We start from the raw sequence: 16,387 nt of genomic DNA on the forward strand, positions 1-16,387 counted from the left end.
CAAATCCGGGTAAACCGCACGTGTTATCCGTAAACGATTTTCCCGCTCTCGTCGGTATACTCTTCGAGCCCTTTGCTATACTGGTTCATGGCACGGAGGCTCATGCCCATGCTCGAGAATCCACCATCGTGATAGAGATTCTGCATTGTCACTTTGCGCGTCAGATCGGAGAACAGCGTGATACAGTAGTTTGCACAGTCGTCAGCCGTCGCATTACCGAGCGGACTCATCTTATTGGCAAAGTCCATCAAGTGATCCATGCCTTTGATACCGCTTCCGGCCGTCGTCAACGTAGGCGATTGCGAAATCGTATTGATCCGCACGTTCTTTTCCCGTCCGTAGATGTAACCGAAGCTCCGCGCAATTGATTCGAGTAAGCTTTTTGCATCGGCCATATCATTATATCCGAAAAATGTACGCTGTGCCGCTACATAAGTGAGTGCTACAATTGATCCGTACTCAGCAATGGCCTCCTGCTTTTTGGCTACCTGCAACATTTTATGAAATGAGATTGCCGAAACGTCGAGCGTCTTCGACAGCAAATCATAGTCGAGATCGTCATACGTACGTTTCTTGCGTACGTTCGGACTCATACCGATGGAATGCAGTACGAAATCGATCGGACCGCCAAGAATTTTCACCGACTGTGAAAAGACCTCTTCCAAATCTTCCACACTCGTGGCGTCAGCTGGAATCGCTTCTGCCTGCAACTTGTCCGACAAAGCTTTGACTTCACCCATACGAATCGCCACCGGCGTATTAGTCAAAGTAATCCTTGCCCCTTCTTCGACGGCGCGCTCGGCTACCTTCCAGGCAATGGACATATCGTTTAATGCTCCGAAGATAATTCCTCTTTTTCCTTTTAATAAATTATGACTCATTTTCTTTCCTATTAAAATCCGGGGCAAAGATAGTGAAAGAACGCCAATGCAACAAACAGCCTTCCACTCCTTTCCTCCTCATTCCGCTACAGATACTTCGATCCGGTACTGCTTCTCGCCGAAATCATGTACCTTGGTATTAAAAAGAGGGTGTTTTCAGACATCGTTTTTTTGCTAAAAATACAGAGAAAAAGAAGAGACTGCCTCAAAATGGAGACAGCCTCTTCTCAATATAAAACCTATGATTAAAAAAGTTATTCGGCTTTCGGATCTTCCGAAGAAACTGACGGCTTCTCACCCAATTTTTCTTTCAGGGCTGCCAGCTCTTCGATATCACCCAGCGTGGTCTTCTCCATCACCGGATTATTCACTGTATCAACATTTTTCGACGCTTTTCTTTCACCGCCTCTCGAACCTTTCTGTTCGTCTTCGAAAGTACGGCTGTGCGAAAGAATGATGCGTTTCGCTTCCTTATTGAACTCGATCACCTTGAACGGCAGCTTCTCGTCCAATACGGCTGACGATCCGTCTTCTTTCGTCAAGTGCTTCGGCGTAGCAAATCCTTCTACTCCGTAAGGCAGCGATACGACTGCGCCTTTTTCGAGCATCTCGATGATCGTACCTTCATGTACGGAGCCAACATTGAAGAGTGTTTCGAAGACATCCCACGGATTTTCTTCCAACTGTTTGTGACCAAGACTCAAGCGACGATTTTCTTTATCGATCTCAAGTACCTGCACGTCGATATCCGCCCCGATCTGGGTAAATTCACTCGGATGCTTGATTTTCTTTGTCCACGACAAGTCGGAGATATGAATCAGTCCGTCTACGCCTTCTTCAATCTCAACGAATACACCGAAGTTTGTAAAGTTACGCACTTTGGCCGTATGTTTCGATCCGGTCGGATAACGTTGTTCGATATTTTCCCACGGATCTTCGCGCAGTTGCTTAATACCAAGCGACATTTTGCGTTCTTCGCGGTCGAGCGTAAGGATCACGGCCTCTACTTCGTCGCCCACCTTCATAAAGTCCTGTGCGCTGCGCAGATGTTGTGTCCAGCTCATTTCCGAAACATGGATCAATCCTTCTACACCCGTAGCCACTTCTACGAAAGCACCGTAATCGGCCATCACAACAACTTTACCGCTCACCTTATCACCTACCTTGAGGTTCGGATCAAGGGCATCCCACGGATGCGGGGTCAGCTGCTTCAGACCAAGCGCAATACGTCTCTTCTCGTCGTCAAAGTCGAGAATTACGACATTGATTTTCTCGTCGAGTTGAACAATCTCTTCCGGATGCGAAACACGTCCCCACGAAAGGTCGGTGATATGAATCAGCCCGTCTACGCCACCCAAGTCGACGAATACACCATAAGAAGTGATATTTTTGACTGTACCTTCGAGTACTTGGCCTTTTTCGAGCTTCGAAATGATTTCTTTCTTCTGCTGTTCGAGTTCGGCCTCGATCAGCGCCTTATGCGATACGACTACGTTCTTGAAATCCTGATTGATCTTCACGATCTTGAACTCCATCGTCTTGCCGACAAATACGTCGTAGTCGCGGATCGGCTTCACATCGATCTGCGAGCCGGGCAAGAACGCCTCGATACCGAAGATATCGACGATCATACCGCCCTTTGTACGGCATTTAACGTAGCCTTTGATGATTTCGTCTTTTTCAAGCGCTTCATTGACACGATCCCACGAACGAGCGGCACGCGCTTTCTTATGCGACAGAATCAACTGTCCCTTTTTGTCTTCCTGATTTTCGATATAGACTTCTACTTCGTCTCCTATCTGCAAATCCGGGTTATATCTGAACTCGGACATCGGTACGACACCGTCCGACTTGAAGCCGATGTTAACGACTACTTCACGCTTGTTGAGCGAAGTAACCGTTCCGATTACGACTTCCTTGTCTCTCATGGTATTCAAGGTCTCATCGTAGGTTTTGACCAGTTCGTCTTTTTTTACCTCCGTGTTTAAGTCCCCCTTTTCGTACGATTCCCAATTGAAGTTCTCGTCAGGGACAATGTTTTTTAAATTCTCCATTTTAAAGTTAATACTCCGTTTTTTTAATTAAAAGTTCGACAATCTATTTATTACTCACTAAAATAATCCGAAAAAGTGGGGCAAAGATAATGCTTTTTTTCAAGGAAGAAGCTGTTTCAAGCAGAAAAACTTTGAATTTCAATTTTTTCATGTGCTTTCGCGCGGATGTTTTTTGTCGTAATATCTCCGGAACGCAGCATCGGCCATCCAAAGCACGAAAGCTAATGCTCCGATGTATGCGTAAAACAAGAACGTAGACATCTCGGGGAGTGATATCCGCCACTGCGGCCATTGCCACGAAATGCCCAAAAAGAAAAACAGGCCAGCAAGCGCGCCAAGGAGAGAAATGATCAAGGCACCAATCCCCAGCAGGTTCAGACGTTCTTTGCGGTGTTCGGCACGGAGCAGCGCTTCCTGCCGGATACGTTCCATGAGGAGGGACTGAAAGCCCGCCGAGAGGCTTTTATCCGGCAGCCGGGCAAATAAATCTTTTAAACGGTCTTTTTCCATTTGTTCCATCATTCAATCCTTTCTACTTTTTATGTCATCCATTAACTTCTTGCGGATACGGTGCATCTTCACTTTCACGTTCGACAGCGTCAACCCCGTTATCTCCGCTATCTCCTCCATCGTCTTTTCCTGCTTGTAAAAAAGCAGGATCAGCGCCCGATCATCCGGCCGAAGTTGATCCAGTGCCTGCTCAAGTCGTTGTAGACGTTCCTCATTGAAAGCTTCGTCTCCCTCATCGTCCGATGTCTCTTCCGCCACACGCTCCATTCCCGAATCGTCGAACGACATCCATTCGCGCTTCGTCCGACGTGTCGCCGAAATAGCCGTGTTGTAGGCAATGCGGTAGAGCCACGTCGTGAAGCTGCTGTTACGTCGGAAGGAAGAAAGCGAGCGAAATGCTTTCAGGAACACGTCTTGTGTCAACTCTTCCGCATCTTCGCGATTGCCTACAATCCGCACCAATAAGGAAAAAACCGGCTGACTGTAACGTTCCAGCAGCGGAGCGAAACATTCCGCATCGCCTGCCTGAACCCTTTCAACATATTCCATGTCGCTCAACCGTTCCATATCACTATTGACGCACATCGGAGAGGCAGGTTACAGTTACCGACTGCAAAAATAAAAAAAATCGGGAAGAGTGTAACCTTTTTCCGAGATGCACGTCAAAAAGGGCAAACGAATTATTTATCATTTAAAATTTTAATATTATGTCAGAATTAGTGCCTATTTTTGTTGTATGGACTGTGTTTTATTATACGTATAAGTTGATCGGATTATACGCACGGCGGAAAGAACGATTGTTGATGATCGAGAAGATGAATGTAGTGGGAGATCTGGAACTTCCGGATAAAGAAACACTCACACATTCGTTTACTGCGTTACGTGTCGGTTGCCTGTTGATCGGAGTCGGAGTCGGTTTGTTGATCGGAGTCATGGTCCAAACGATGCTTGTCAGTGCCGGGTACGATATGAACCAGTGGACTGATCGAAAACTGTTTGATATGTCGTTCACAGCATGCATGCTGCTCTTCGGAGGAATCGGGTTGCTGGTTTCCTACCCTCTCGAACGTAAGTTTTTCCATCCCCAAAAGAACTAAAAAAAGTGTTTCAGGTACGGTACTCAAGGGTTAGTTATTATAACAAAAGACCTCTGCAAAATCCTTTTTTACAACAAACATGTATTATTTACAATCAATGAATTACACGCATAATTTTAATGTTTGAATGGAGTTTTGCAGAGGTCTCATCTATTTTATCCGATTCGTTGTCTGTCCGATAAAAGAGACACTCTTTCTTGCGAGAATAATTTTTATCGGACAGCATTGATTTTTTAATAGATGCAGATTGGAGCTTTCTCCTTTTTCTATATTTCATATTTCACCTTGTGTCCGGTATGCAAGTAGAGTTTTCTGCCTTCTGCTTCGTCGGCTCGGATGATTTTGTAAATGGTTTCGTGTGAAACGTAAGGCTGACTTTGGAGCTTACCCCTCTTCCATCTGCTTACTATTCGTCCATATCCTAAATATCCTGCTTCGAATATTTTTTACGAGAGAACTGTTATAAACTCCTGTTTTCTAACCGACTGCAAAAATAAGTCTAAAAAAACTAAAAAATCCACTTTTGACATATAAAAATGTGGTAAATTTGAGTCCGACGAGCAGAAGGGCTTTCTTGCGATTTCAACTTTTTCATGTACATTTGCAGGGCGTGAATGAAGAGGCTAAGCACATGGCACAAGAAAATCAGACGGAACAAGAACGAGACAAAGAAATGCTTCCTGACGAAGAAGTCCGGGCAGATGAAAACGCGTATTCTGACGATGAAATATCTGAAACATCAGAGGCGGAAGAGATCGCAGAAGACGACAGCATATTGCCTTCACGCTCCGGCTACACTGTGCCGGGAGGAGGCGACGCGGTCCATCATCTGCCGGGGATGTATCAGAGTTGGTTTCTCGATTATGCCTCGTATGTGATTCTTGAACGTGCCGTACCGCATATCAACGACGGATTGAAACCTGTTCAGCGGCGTATCCTGCATGCGATGAAGCGGATCGATGACGGCCGATATAACAAAGTGGCTAATGTTGTGGGGCAAACGATGCAATTTCACCCGCATGGCGATGCGTCTATCGGCGATGCATTGGTACAGTTGGGGCAAAAAGACTTGCTGATTGACTGCCAAGGGAACTGGGGAAATATCCTGACGGGCGACAGCGCCGCCGCACCGCGATACATCGAAGCGCGCCTCTCGAAATTCGCTCTCGAGACAGTGTTCAACCCTAAAACAACTCTTTGGAAGCTCTCATACGACGGTCGAAATAAAGAGCCGGTTAGCTTACCGATCAAATTCCCGCTGTTGCTTGCCCAGGGAGCCGAAGGTATTGCCGTCGGGCTGTCGTCTAAAATTCTACCGCATAACTTTAATGAACTGATCGATGCCTCGATTGCGCATCTGAGGGGGGAGGAGTTTAAACTCTATCCCGATTTTCAGACAGGCGGGTTGATCGATGTCTCGAAATACAACGACGGTGGTCGCGGAGGCATGGTCAAAGTGCGTGCGAAGATCGGTAAGCTCGACAACAAAACGCTTGTGATCACGGAAATTCCATTCGGTCACACGACCGGGTCACTGATTGATTCGATCATCAAGGCGAACGATAAAGGCAAAATTAAAATTCGCAAGGTTGATGACAATACCGCCAAAGATGTCGAGATTCTGATTCATTTGGCACCGGGTGTATCGTCTGACAAGACGATTGATGCGCTTTATGCTTTTACCGACTGCGAAAAAAGCATTTATCTCAACTGTTGTGTCGTCGAAGACAACAAGCCGTGCTTCATGTCGGTCAGCGATGTGTTACGTCACTCAGCCGATCAGACGATGAGTCTGTTGCGTCGTGAACTGGAGATTCAGAAAAGTGAACTGCTCGAATCGCTCTTTTACGCTTCGCTGGAGCAGATTTTTATCGAAGAGCGGATCTATAAGGATTCGGAATTTGAAAACGCAAAGGATATGGATAAGGCCGTGGCACATATCGACCGAAGGCTGGAGCCTTTCAAACCCGTTCTGATCCGTGACATCACCCGCGACGATATCCTTCGACTGATGGAGATCAAAATGGGACGCATCCTGAAGTTTAATGCCGACAAAAACGAAAAACTGATTGCCCAGTTGAAGAAAGACATCGCACAGGTTGAAAAACATCTGGCCAATATGGTCGGCTATACGGTGGCGTGGTTTTCGTTACTGAAGGAGAAATACGGTGCTGCTTATCCGCGACACACGGAAATCCGCAGTTTCGATACGATCGAGGCCACGAAAGTGGTCGAAGCCAACGAGAAACTGTATATCGACCGTAACGAAGGGTTTATCGGTACGAGCTTGAAAAAGGACGAGTTTATCTGCAATTGTTCCGACATCGACGATATCATTCTGTTCTACCGCGATGGCACGTATAAGGTTATACGTGTGAGCGATAAAATCTTTGTTGGCAAGGGGATTATCTACGTTAATGTCTTCAAACGGAACGACAGTCGTACAATTTACAATGTTATCTACCGTGACGGAAAGATTGGGCGAAACTTCATCAAGCGATTTGCCGTTACGGGAGTAACGCGCGATAAAGAATATACGGTAACGAGAGGTGCCGAAGGGTCGCGTATCCTATATTTCAGTGCTAATCCGAATGGAGAGGCCGAGACGGTAAAAGTGATTCTTAAACCCAAGCTGCGTCAGAAGACGCTCGTTTTTGAGAAAGATTTCAGTGAGATTTTGATCAAGGGCCGTGCCTCGATGGGGAATCTTTTGACGAAAGCCGAGATACATAAAATTACCTTGAAACAGAAAGGTAGTTCTACACTTGGCGGACGTCAGGTATGGTTCGATCGTGATGTGTTACGCCTCAATTACGATGGGCGTGGCGAAGAGTTGGGAGAATTCCAGAGCGATGACCAAATTCTGGTCGTGCTCCGCAGTGGCGAGTTTTATACCACCGACTTCGACCTGAGCAATCATTATGAAGAGAATATCCTCCTGATCGAACGGTACGACGGTCGTAAGATATGGACGGCCGTGCTCTATGATGCCGACCAGAAGTACGTTTATCTCAAGCGCTTCCAGCTCGATGCCGGTGGAAAGCGACAAAACTTGATGGGGGAGAATCCGGAGCATCGCCTCTACCTGCTCACCGACGAAGCCTATCCTCGTATCGAAGTGCTGTTCGGCGGGCACGACAGCTTCCGTGAACCGTTGATAGTCGATGCGGAACAGTTTATCGGCGTCAAGAGTGTTAAGGCGAGAGGGAAGCGTATCAGCACTTATCAGATAGAGACTGTTAATGAACTGGAACCGGTGCGCTTTGCTCCTGAAGAAGAGAACAGGCCGGCAACCGTACACGATGAAGAACCGGAAGAACGTGAGGAACAGATGAACCTCTTTGATGTATAGAAAAATAGAAAAATAAATAAATGAAAAAAACCGTTTGCTTCCTTTGTTTTTCGATGTTCGTCCTTTCGCTGTATGCACAGGCCGATGAGCCGCCATGCTCGGTGAATGAGGCGACACTGATCGGTTGCGGACGATATAAGATTAAGAATACCTACCTTTCGGCCATTAAATACGATGGTTGGGGGATCGATGTACTGAACGAAAGGACAAAGCTGATACGTCCGCGTATTTCCCGGCAGCAGACGCTTCACCTCGATTTGTCGACGGTGAATCATCCTGCGGGAACAAGCCGCGCTTATGCGGGCTTCATCGACTATGCTTACGGATTGCATTATCATTTCCGTCCGACTCCCGAGCTGAAAATTCTGGCGGGAGGTTCGGCCGGCGCCATGTTCGGTTTTGTTTATAATATGCAAAACGGCAACAATCCGGCAGCATTACACGTTGATTTGGATATGCGCCTCTCCGCAGCGGTCATTTATACTTTCCGTCTGCACCACAGCCCGTTGACGGTTCGTTACCAGACGGATATTCCGGTAGTAGGGATGCTTTTTTCGCCGCATTACGGACAGTCGTATTACGAAATATTCGGTGTCGGCAATTCGGACGGCGTTATTCAATGCTTTTCTTTGCACAATAAATGGGCCCTCCGTAACTACCTGACCGTCGATTTACCTGTCGGTAACTGGACGGTTCGCCTTGGTTATCTGAATGATCTTTATCAGACAAAAGTAAATGGCATTCAGACTGATTATGTGTCTCACAGTTTTATGGTGGGGATGGTGAAGGAATTGATTTCGTTGAGTGGTAAGCATCTTCGAAAAACGCATTTGTATCAAAGCGCATATTATTGAGAGATGAAATATTATTTGAAAAATCTCTTTTTCTTCCTGGGAATCCTGTTTTCATCCTGTGAGAAGGCTGATGACTATACAATGGATGCGCGTGCCAATTTCGAAGCGCTCTGGACTATCATGGACAAGCATTATTGTTTCTTCGGATATAAAGATGTAAATTGGGATGAGGTCTATCAGAAGTATAGCCCTCAGGTAACGGATACGATGGATCGATACCAGCTGTTTGATTTGTTGGGAAACATGCTGGCCGAATTGAAGGACGGACATACGAATCTCGTATCGCCGTTTAATGTCGCCCGTTACTGGTCGTGGTACGAAGATTATCCGGCCAACTTTAATCGGGAAATACAAAAGAACTACCTCGGCACCCGTTATTCGATTGCCGGAGGAATGAAGTACGTGCAATTACCGGAAACGAAAATCGGTTATATTTACTATGGAAGTTTCTCGAACAGTGTCGGGGAGAAAAATCTGGACGAAGTTCTTTTTGCTTTCCGGAAATGCAAAGGATTAATTATTGATGTGCGTGATAACGGTGGCGGCTCGCTGACTAATTCAGACCGTATAGCCTCCCGCTTTCTGAAAAAGAAAATGGTTGCCGGATATATCCTTCATAAGAAGGGGCCTGCACATGACGCCTTCTCCGAACCGTACCCAATCGAATTGGAGCCCTCGAACCGCCTTCGCTGGATGCGCCCGGTCGTAGTGCTTACCAACCGCCACAGTTACAGTGCAACGAACGACTTTGTAAATAAAATGAAGCTTCTTGATCAGGTGACTATTATGGGCGACCGGACAGGCGGAGGAAGCGGACTTCCCTTTAACTCCGAACTTCCTAACGGATGGACCGTGCGCTTTTCAGCTTCTCCCATGCTCGACGCCGACAAACAACATACCGAAAGCGGCATCGACCCGGATATTAAATTGGATATGAGAATGGAAGATATGGAGAAAGGGAAAGATACCATCATCGAAGAAGCAATTCGCTACATTGTTTCAAAGACGGAGAAGAATTGAGTCATTTATAAATCCTCCTTTGTGTGTGGCTGTTGTATGGTTTCATGTCGGGATGCTTGCTGAAAAGATGTTCCATGTAGGGCTGACCGAAAGAAGTACAGTATGGTTTCCTGGCTCATAATAAGCCACTTTAGATCAACTTAAAGAGTTTTTAGCGAAAGTCGTCCGATAAGACAGAACGACGGCGAAGTGAAAATAAAAAAAAATCCATACCTTTGCGAGTTACAATAGCAGGGATAAAATACGGTAACAAATACGCGCGATTGTAATAAAAAGAAAAGAACACTATGGGAAAAATTATCGCATTAGCAAATCAGAAAGGCGGTGTTGGAAAGACGACCACGACCATCAATCTGTCTGCATCGTTAGCGGCTTTAGAGAAGAAGGTACTGGTAATCGATGCCGACCCTCAGGCTAACGCATCTTCGGGATTAGGTATTGATATCAAAAATCTGGACTGTTCTCTTTACGAATGTCTTATCAATGGTGAGGAGCCACATAAAGCAATCGTAAAGACCGAACTGGAAGGATTGGACGTGTTTCCGTCGCATATCGATCTGGTCGGGGCAGAAATCGAAATGCTGAATATGGAGCAGCGAGAGCAAATTTTAAAGCGGATCATCGAGCCATTAAAAAGTGCGTATGACTATATTTTGATTGACTGTTCTCCATCATTGGGGCTGATTACGGTGAATGCGCTTACGGCGGCCGATTCGGTTATTATCCCCGTTCAGTGTGAATATTTTGCGCTGGAAGGGATCAGTAAATTGCTGAACACGATTAAGATTATCAAGTCGAAATTAAATCCGGCGTTGGAAATTGAAGGTTTTCTGATTACCATGTATGACTCGCGTCTGAGGGTGGCTAACCAGATCTATGAAGAGGTGAAACGCCCGTTCCAAGATTTAGTGTTCAAAACGGTCATTCAGAGGAATGTAAAATTGGTGGAAGCGTCGAGTTTCGGAAGCCCCATTTTACTTTATGATGCGGACTCGAAAGGAACGGCTAATCACATGCAACTGGCACAGGAATTGATTGAGAAAAATAAATAACAGATGGCAAAACCGAATAAAAACAGACTGGGACGTGGGTTGGAGGCTCTCCTTACCCCACCGGATGAAGTGACGACAAGTGGCTCTTCTTCGATTAACGAAATTGAACTGGCTCAGATTGAACCGAATCCTGATCAACCTCGTTCAATCTTCGAGGAAGATACGCTGAACGAACTCGCTCAGTCCATCCGTACCTATGGTGTCATTCAGCCCATTATCCTGAAAGATACCGGTTCGGGGAAATACCTGATTATTGCCGGTGAACGCCGTTATCGCGCAGCCGTTAAAGCCGGACTCGAAAAAATACCGGCTTATATTAAAACATCTGCCGATGAGAATATTGCGGAGCTTGCCCTGATCGAGAACATACAACGTGAAGACTTAAATGCGATCGAAACGGCACTGGCTTATCAGAAACTGATCGATTCGAACGGCTTCACGCAGGCGGAGCTGAGCGAACGCGTCGGAAAAAAACGGACAACGATTGCGAATTATCTGCGTCTCTTGAAACTTCCGGCAGAGATACAAGTCGGGTTGAAAGATAAACGGATTGATATGGGGCATGCACGTGCCATGATTTCGATCGATGATCCCGAAGTCCAACTAGCACTCTATGAGCAGATCATCACACAAGGATTATCTGTCAGAAATGTAGAAGAGCTGGCTCGAAATGCTTTGGCTGGAGAAGAAGTGAAACCTCAGGAGGTGGCGACTTCGCCACAACCTTCCCGTAAAATTCTGCCGGAAGAATTTAAAATCCTCAAGGAGCATCTGTCATCATTCTTTCAAACGAAGGTAAAACTGACATACAACGAGGAAAGTGGGAAAGGAAAGATCACGATACCGTTCCAGTCGGAAGGAGAACTGGAAAGTATCATGGGACTTTTAGACCGCATGAAAGAAGGATAAATCAAGAGAAAAATGCCTCATGAAGGATCGGTGTAAGAAAATGGTCGGTGTTTGGTTGTGTGTCGTGGGCTGGATAGGCTTTTCTATGGAAGGAAAAGCGCAGGAAGTTATCACAGCGGCAGAAGATACGATCCGTATACCGGCAAATGTAGCCATGGAGTCATGGCAGGAGACAGACACCGTAAGCATGAGCCATACACCTACTTCGTTTAAACCCAATCCGAAAAAAGCGGTTGTTTATTCGGCTATCTTCCCCGGATTGGGGCAGATTTATAACCGGAAATATTGGAAATTACCTCTTGTGTATGGAGGGTTCATGGGATTCGTTTATGCCGTGACGTGGAATAACAAAAACTATCGGGACTATTCGGAAGCCTACCTGCATATCGTCACGGATAATCCGGCGAAACCCGATACGTGGCATTCGAGCTGGAAGAATTTTGTGCCGGCAGGCCGGGATCCGAAAGATTATATTTCGAATGCGAACTTCAGAAGTAATCTGAAAAGCGGAAAAGACTATTACCGTCGTTATCGCGATTTGAGTATTATTCTTACCGTTGCGTGGTATTTTCTTTGTATTGCAGATTCTTATGTTGATGCTCAATTGTTCGACTTCGATATATCGAGCGATCTGTCTTTACATCTCGAACCTGTAGTGGTACCTCGCACAAGTTACAGTCCGCAATTATACGGGCTCAATTGTAGTATAAAATTTTAATGATATGAAGAAGATTCTTTTTGCCCTATGGATATGCAGTTTAGCGGTGCCGGCTATTTCAGCTCAAGACGATCGCAACAGTTCCCGTCTGGATATGACAAGCTATTCCGTCTTATCAGCCGACTCGTCGTATGAAGCTATCGGACTGATACCTGAAGTAATGGACGAAAATGTGAAAGCCTTGCTTCAGAGTTGGCATGCCCAATATCATTCACAGACCGAGAAGCACTGTCTGGATGACAATGAAAATGTTTATTTTGCCGATGAAATTTACCGTGACCGGTTAGCCCGTATTCCCAGTATCATTCCGCTCGATTATAATCCGATTGTACGTAACTGTATCAGCCTGTATGCCGACCGTCGTCGCGACTTGGTACGGTACATGATGGGAATGGCGGATTTGTATTTCCCTATTTTCGAACAAATTTTAGACCAGTATGATTTACCGCTCGAGTTGAAATATCTGGCTGTTGTCGAGAGCGCACTCAATCCGCGGGCTTTGTCGAGGGTCGGAGCCGCCGGCCTCTGGCAGTTTATGCTTCCCACCGGGAAACTCTACGGTCTGGAGATCAATAGTCTGATTGACGAGCGATTAGACCCCTATGCTTCCACTCATGCGGCTTGTCGTTACTTTAAAGATATGTATGCGACTTTCGGAGACTGGCATTTGGTGCTGGCCTCATATAATTGTGGACCCGGTAATGTAAACAAAGCGATCCGGCGTGCCGGGGGGCGAACGAACTTTTGGGATATCTTTCCCTATTTACCGAAAGAAACACGCTCATATGTGCCTCTTTTTATTGCTGCAACATACATTATGACGTATCATTGCGAGCATAACCTCTGTCCGATGCAGACGAGCCTGTCTGTCGCTTCGGACACGGTCATGATTCGGAAAATGCTACACTTGCAGCAGGTGTCCGATCTTCTGAAAGTAGATATGGAACTTCTAAGGGCTTTTAACCCGCAATACAAACGCGAGATCATTCCGGGCAACATCAGGCCTTCCGTACTTAAACTGCCGGTACAGGCCACGTATGCTTATATTGATCATCAGGATACAATCAATCTTCACCGGGCGGAAGAACTTTTAGGAAACAGCATGCCGGAAAGCGAGCTGTCTGTAGCTGCAAAGGGAGTGACTAGCTCAATGAAGGAGACGATCAAGCATACCGTGGAGTCCGGCGAGAATCTTTATATTATTGCGAATCGATACGGGGTCACGGCCCAAAATATTCGTAAATGGAACCGGTTGAAATCTAATCGGGTGCCGCGTGGAAAACAGTTGATCATTCACGTTGATAACGGAGGCATCCATTATGGAGCAGAAACACAGCACGAAAACAGTAGTTTGGCGGCGATAGCGTCGACGGTTTCTCAGACGACCGCTTCCTCATCATCAACCGTCAGGCCTCAAACTCAGAAAAAGTCAACGAAGAGTCAGAAAGGGTATGTGTCGTATAAGGTAAGATCCGGGGATTCCCTTATGAAGATTGCCCGCAAATATCCCGGAGTTACGGTTGCAAAAATCCAATCGGCGAACCGATTGAAAAATTCGACAATTCATGCCGGCCAGATATTGAAAATACCAGTAGGGTGATAAAAGAAAAGACATGAATACACAAGAAGAGCTGCTCGCCGCGGAAGAGCAAATGGTACAAGAAGAATTCAACCGCCTGCTCGACGATTATTTTCATACGAATCACCGACGAAAGATTGAACGTATAACCAAAGCTTTCAATTTTGCCCATCAGGCGCACAAAGGCGTAAGGCGCCGTTCGGGCGAACCTTATATCATGCACCCTCTGGCAGTTGCCCGTATTGTATGCAATGAAATGGGACTTGGCTCCACCTCTATTTGTTGCGCCTTGTTGCATGATGTGGTTGAAGATACGGAATACACGGTCGAAGATATTCGCAACATGTTCGACGATAAAATTGCTCAGATCGTGGATGGTCTGACCAAGATCAGCGGGGTCATTTTCGACGAGCAGGCGTCGGCACAGGCCGAGAACTTCCGTAAGCTGCTGCTTACGATGAGCAGCGACATCCGCGTGATCCTGATCAAAATGGCCGACCGTCTGCACAACATGCGGACGCTTAGTTCCATGCTCCCGGCCAAGCAGTATAAGATTGCCGGTGAAACCTTGTTTTTGTACGCTCCGCTGGCGCATCGGCTGGGACTATTCGCGATCAAAACCGAATTCGAGGATCTTAGCTTCAAATATGAACATCCTCAGGAATACGAAACCATCAATCAGAAGCTCAAAGCTACCGAAGCGGCTCGTCAGCGTCTGTTCGAGAAATTTGCCAAACCGGTAGATCAGAAGTTGCAGGCTATGGGGCTGACGTACGAGATGCGTGCCCGTGTCAAGTCGGCCTATTCGATCTGGAACAAGATGGTCTCGAAGAATATCCCTTTCGAAGATATTTACGATCTCTTTGCCGTTCGTATTATTTTCGAGCCTAAAGAGGGAGTGGATGAGAAGAATCTTTGCTGGGATATTTATTCGGCCATTACGGATGTTTACCGGATTCGTCCCGATCGGCTTCGCGATTGGGTAAGCAGACCTAAATCAAATGGTTATCAAGCCCTTCATGTGACAGTGATGGGGCCTGACGGACAATGGATCGAAATACAGATTCGCAGCCGCCGGATGGATGACATTGCGGAGAAAGGTTTTGCAGCTCACTGGAAGTACAAGGAAAAGCACATCGAAGAAGATACGGAGCTGGATAAATGGCTGGCTACGATTACCGAGATTCTGGAAAGCCCGAATCCCAATTCGCTCGACTTTCTGGATACAGTCAAGATGAATCTTTTCTCGTCCGAGATTTTTGTTTTTACTCCGAAAGGAGATATCAAAACTCTTCCCCAAGGAGCGACGGCTCTTGATTTTGCATATACCCTGCATACCAATATCGGAAATAGTTGTATCGGAGCGAAGGTGAATCACCGGCTCGTACCGCTGAGTCATCCGCTGTCGAGCGGAGATCAGGTGGAAATTCTGACATCCCGTTCGCAGAAGCCGGCTCCCGAATGGCTGAACTATGTCGTGACGGCCAAAGCGCGAACAAAAATCGAGGCTTTTCTCAAGCGCATACGCCGGGAGGCCGTCAGAGAAGGTGAACAGAAGTTGCTGGAAGCGTTTAAGAAAGCCGGTATCGAACCCACCACTTCGCGGATGGACAAGGTGGCGATCTATTACGGATTTTCGTCGCGCGAAGATTTTTGCTACGCGATTGAGAAAGGCGATATGACCCTCCCGGATAATCTCAGGAAACTGATTCAGGAAAAGACCGACAATGTGCTCTTCAAATATCTGAAACAGGCGCTTCGGGTGGGGAAAAAGAAAGAAATACAGATCACGATTCAACCCGAAAGTAACAAGAAGAAGATTGAGCAGTTCGACCGAAAGAAGACGTATGTGCTCAGCGAAAACAAGTTCGACCGGAATTATGTCGTGGCCAGTTGTTGCAAACCGATTCCCGGAGACGAGGCACTGGGATTTATCAATGACGACGGCAACGTGGTCGTACACAAAATATCATGCCCGATTGCGACACGACTGAAAAGCAGTTTCGGCGAACGGATTCTCTCCACGGTATGGAGCAACCATATCAATACGTCGTTCGAAGCAACCCTCGAAATCAAAGGAATCGACTCGCTGGGTGTTTTAAATACGATCACGAAAACGATCTCGGAAGATTTCAATGTCTATATTCAGAAATTATCCATCGAAGCTAAAGACGGAGTATTTGAAGGGAAAATTAAGATGATGGTACACAATGTAGAAGATATCCAGAAAATGTGTGTCATCCTTTCAAAAATCAAAAACATCAAATCGATCGCTCGGATTGCGGATTAATAGAAATATCTCAAAATATTGCTGTCCGGTAAAACTTTTAGGACTGTAAAAAATTAGGGCCGACACTTCTG

13 protein-coding genes are annotated in these 16,387 nt (G+C 46.3%); 9 read left to right on the top strand and 4 right to left on the bottom strand.

Going from position 1 to position 16,387, the window contains the following annotated elements; translation table 11 throughout:
- Positions 1-23: 23 nt before the first annotated feature.
- The 4 genes from ACTTKA_RS06515 to ACTTKA_RS06530 form a co-directional block, all read right to left on the bottom strand.
- The gene (locus tag ACTTKA_RS06515; RefSeq protein WP_097560322.1) at positions 24-881 is read right to left on the bottom strand and encodes an enoyl-ACP reductase FabI; all 858 of its coding nucleotides are present in this window, start codon (positions 879-881) and stop codon (positions 24-26) included.
- Between the two features lie 254 nt (positions 882-1,135).
- Entirely contained in the window at positions 1,136-2,935 is a 1,800-nt protein-coding gene (gene rpsA, locus ACTTKA_RS06520) for a 30S ribosomal protein S1 (protein WP_442713124.1), read from the bottom strand.
- 147 nt (positions 2,936-3,082) lie between these two features.
- Positions 3,083-3,457: a hypothetical protein gene (locus ACTTKA_RS06525; protein ID WP_442724399.1), complete on the bottom strand. Its 375-nt coding sequence runs from the start codon at positions 3,455-3,457 to the stop codon at positions 3,083-3,085.
- Complete coding sequence (locus ACTTKA_RS06530; RefSeq protein WP_442713154.1) at positions 3,458-4,012, bottom strand: RNA polymerase sigma factor; 555 nt, start codon at positions 4,010-4,012, stop codon at positions 3,458-3,460.
- A gap of 140 nt (positions 4,013-4,152) precedes the next feature.
- Between ACTTKA_RS06530 and ACTTKA_RS06535 the strand changes: the two genes are divergently transcribed.
- From ACTTKA_RS06535 to ACTTKA_RS06575, 9 genes are all read left to right on the top strand, one after another.
- A complete protein-coding gene (locus ACTTKA_RS06535; RefSeq protein ID WP_442724400.1) occupies positions 4,153-4,542 on the top strand; it encodes a DUF6249 domain-containing protein in 390 nt (129 codons plus the stop codon).
- 631 nt (positions 4,543-5,173) lie between these two features.
- Positions 5,174-7,894 carry a DNA gyrase/topoisomerase IV subunit A gene (locus tag ACTTKA_RS06540; protein WP_442724401.1) on the top strand — a complete coding sequence of 907 codons (2,721 nt, stop codon included), beginning with the start codon at positions 5,174-5,176 and terminating at the stop codon, positions 7,892-7,894.
- Between the two features lie 20 nt (positions 7,895-7,914).
- Entirely contained in the window at positions 7,915-8,748 is an 834-nt protein-coding gene (locus ACTTKA_RS06545) for a DUF3316 domain-containing protein (protein ID WP_442724402.1), read from the top strand.
- Between the two features lie 3 nt (positions 8,749-8,751).
- Positions 8,752-9,768 (top strand): S41 family peptidase, encoded by a 1,017-nt coding sequence (locus ACTTKA_RS06550; protein WP_442724403.1) that lies wholly within the window; start codon positions 8,752-8,754, stop codon positions 9,766-9,768.
- Positions 9,769-10,055: 287 nt separating this feature from the next.
- Positions 10,056-10,820, top strand: coding sequence for a ParA family protein (locus ACTTKA_RS06555; protein ID WP_442713119.1), 765 nt, complete (start codon positions 10,056-10,058; stop codon positions 10,818-10,820).
- A gap of 3 nt (positions 10,821-10,823) precedes the next feature.
- Positions 10,824-11,729, top strand: coding sequence for a ParB/RepB/Spo0J family partition protein (locus ACTTKA_RS06560; RefSeq protein WP_442713118.1), 906 nt, complete (start codon positions 10,824-10,826; stop codon positions 11,727-11,729).
- A 19-nt stretch (positions 11,730-11,748) separates the two neighbouring features.
- Positions 11,749-12,447, top strand: coding sequence for a DUF5683 domain-containing protein (locus ACTTKA_RS06565; RefSeq protein WP_442724404.1), 699 nt, complete (start codon positions 11,749-11,751; stop codon positions 12,445-12,447).
- Positions 12,448-12,451: 4 nt separating this feature from the next.
- The gene (locus ACTTKA_RS06570) at positions 12,452-14,047 is read left to right on the top strand and encodes a LysM peptidoglycan-binding domain-containing protein (RefSeq protein ID WP_442724405.1); all 1,596 of its coding nucleotides are present in this window, start codon (positions 12,452-12,454) and stop codon (positions 14,045-14,047) included.
- A 13-nt stretch (positions 14,048-14,060) separates the two neighbouring features.
- Entirely contained in the window at positions 14,061-16,316 is a 2,256-nt protein-coding gene (locus ACTTKA_RS06575) for a RelA/SpoT family protein (RefSeq protein ID WP_442724406.1), read from the top strand.
- The last annotated feature ends 71 nt before the right edge of the window (positions 16,317-16,387 follow it).

The organism is Tannerella sp., from assembly GCF_052170195.1.
Taxonomy (GTDB): Bacteria; Bacteroidota; Bacteroidia; order Bacteroidales; family Tannerellaceae; genus Tannerella.

Coding starts and splice junctions, on each gene's coding strand:
- ACTTKA_RS06530 (WP_442713154.1), bottom strand. CDS start 4,012: ATGGAACGGTTGAGCGACATGGAATATGTTGAAAGGGTTCAGGCAGGC.
- ACTTKA_RS06535 (WP_442724400.1), top strand. CDS start 4,153: ATGTCAGAATTAGTGCCTATTTTTGTTGTATGGACTGTGTTTTATTAT.
- ACTTKA_RS06565 (WP_442724404.1), top strand. CDS start 11,749: ATGAAGGATCGGTGTAAGAAAATGGTCGGTGTTTGGTTGTGTGTCGTG.
- ACTTKA_RS06550 (WP_442724403.1), top strand. CDS start 8,752: ATGAAATATTATTTGAAAAATCTCTTTTTCTTCCTGGGAATCCTGTTT.
- ACTTKA_RS06560 (WP_442713118.1), top strand. CDS start 10,824: ATGGCAAAACCGAATAAAAACAGACTGGGACGTGGGTTGGAGGCTCTC.
- rpsA (WP_442713124.1), bottom strand. CDS start 2,935: ATGGAGAATTTAAAAAACATTGTCCCTGACGAGAACTTCAATTGGGAA.
- ACTTKA_RS06525 (WP_442724399.1), bottom strand. CDS start 3,457: ATGATGGAACAAATGGAAAAAGACCGTTTAAAAGATTTATTTGCCCGG.
- ACTTKA_RS06570 (WP_442724405.1), top strand. CDS start 12,452: ATGAAGAAGATTCTTTTTGCCCTATGGATATGCAGTTTAGCGGTGCCG.
- ACTTKA_RS06515 (WP_097560322.1), bottom strand. CDS start 881: ATGAGTCATAATTTATTAAAAGGAAAAAGAGGAATTATCTTCGGAGCA.
- ACTTKA_RS06545 (WP_442724402.1), top strand. CDS start 7,915: ATGAAAAAAACCGTTTGCTTCCTTTGTTTTTCGATGTTCGTCCTTTCG.
- ACTTKA_RS06540 (WP_442724401.1), top strand. CDS start 5,174: ATGGCACAAGAAAATCAGACGGAACAAGAACGAGACAAAGAAATGCTT.
- ACTTKA_RS06575 (WP_442724406.1), top strand. CDS start 14,061: ATGAATACACAAGAAGAGCTGCTCGCCGCGGAAGAGCAAATGGTACAA.
- ACTTKA_RS06555 (WP_442713119.1), top strand. CDS start 10,056: ATGGGAAAAATTATCGCATTAGCAAATCAGAAAGGCGGTGTTGGAAAG.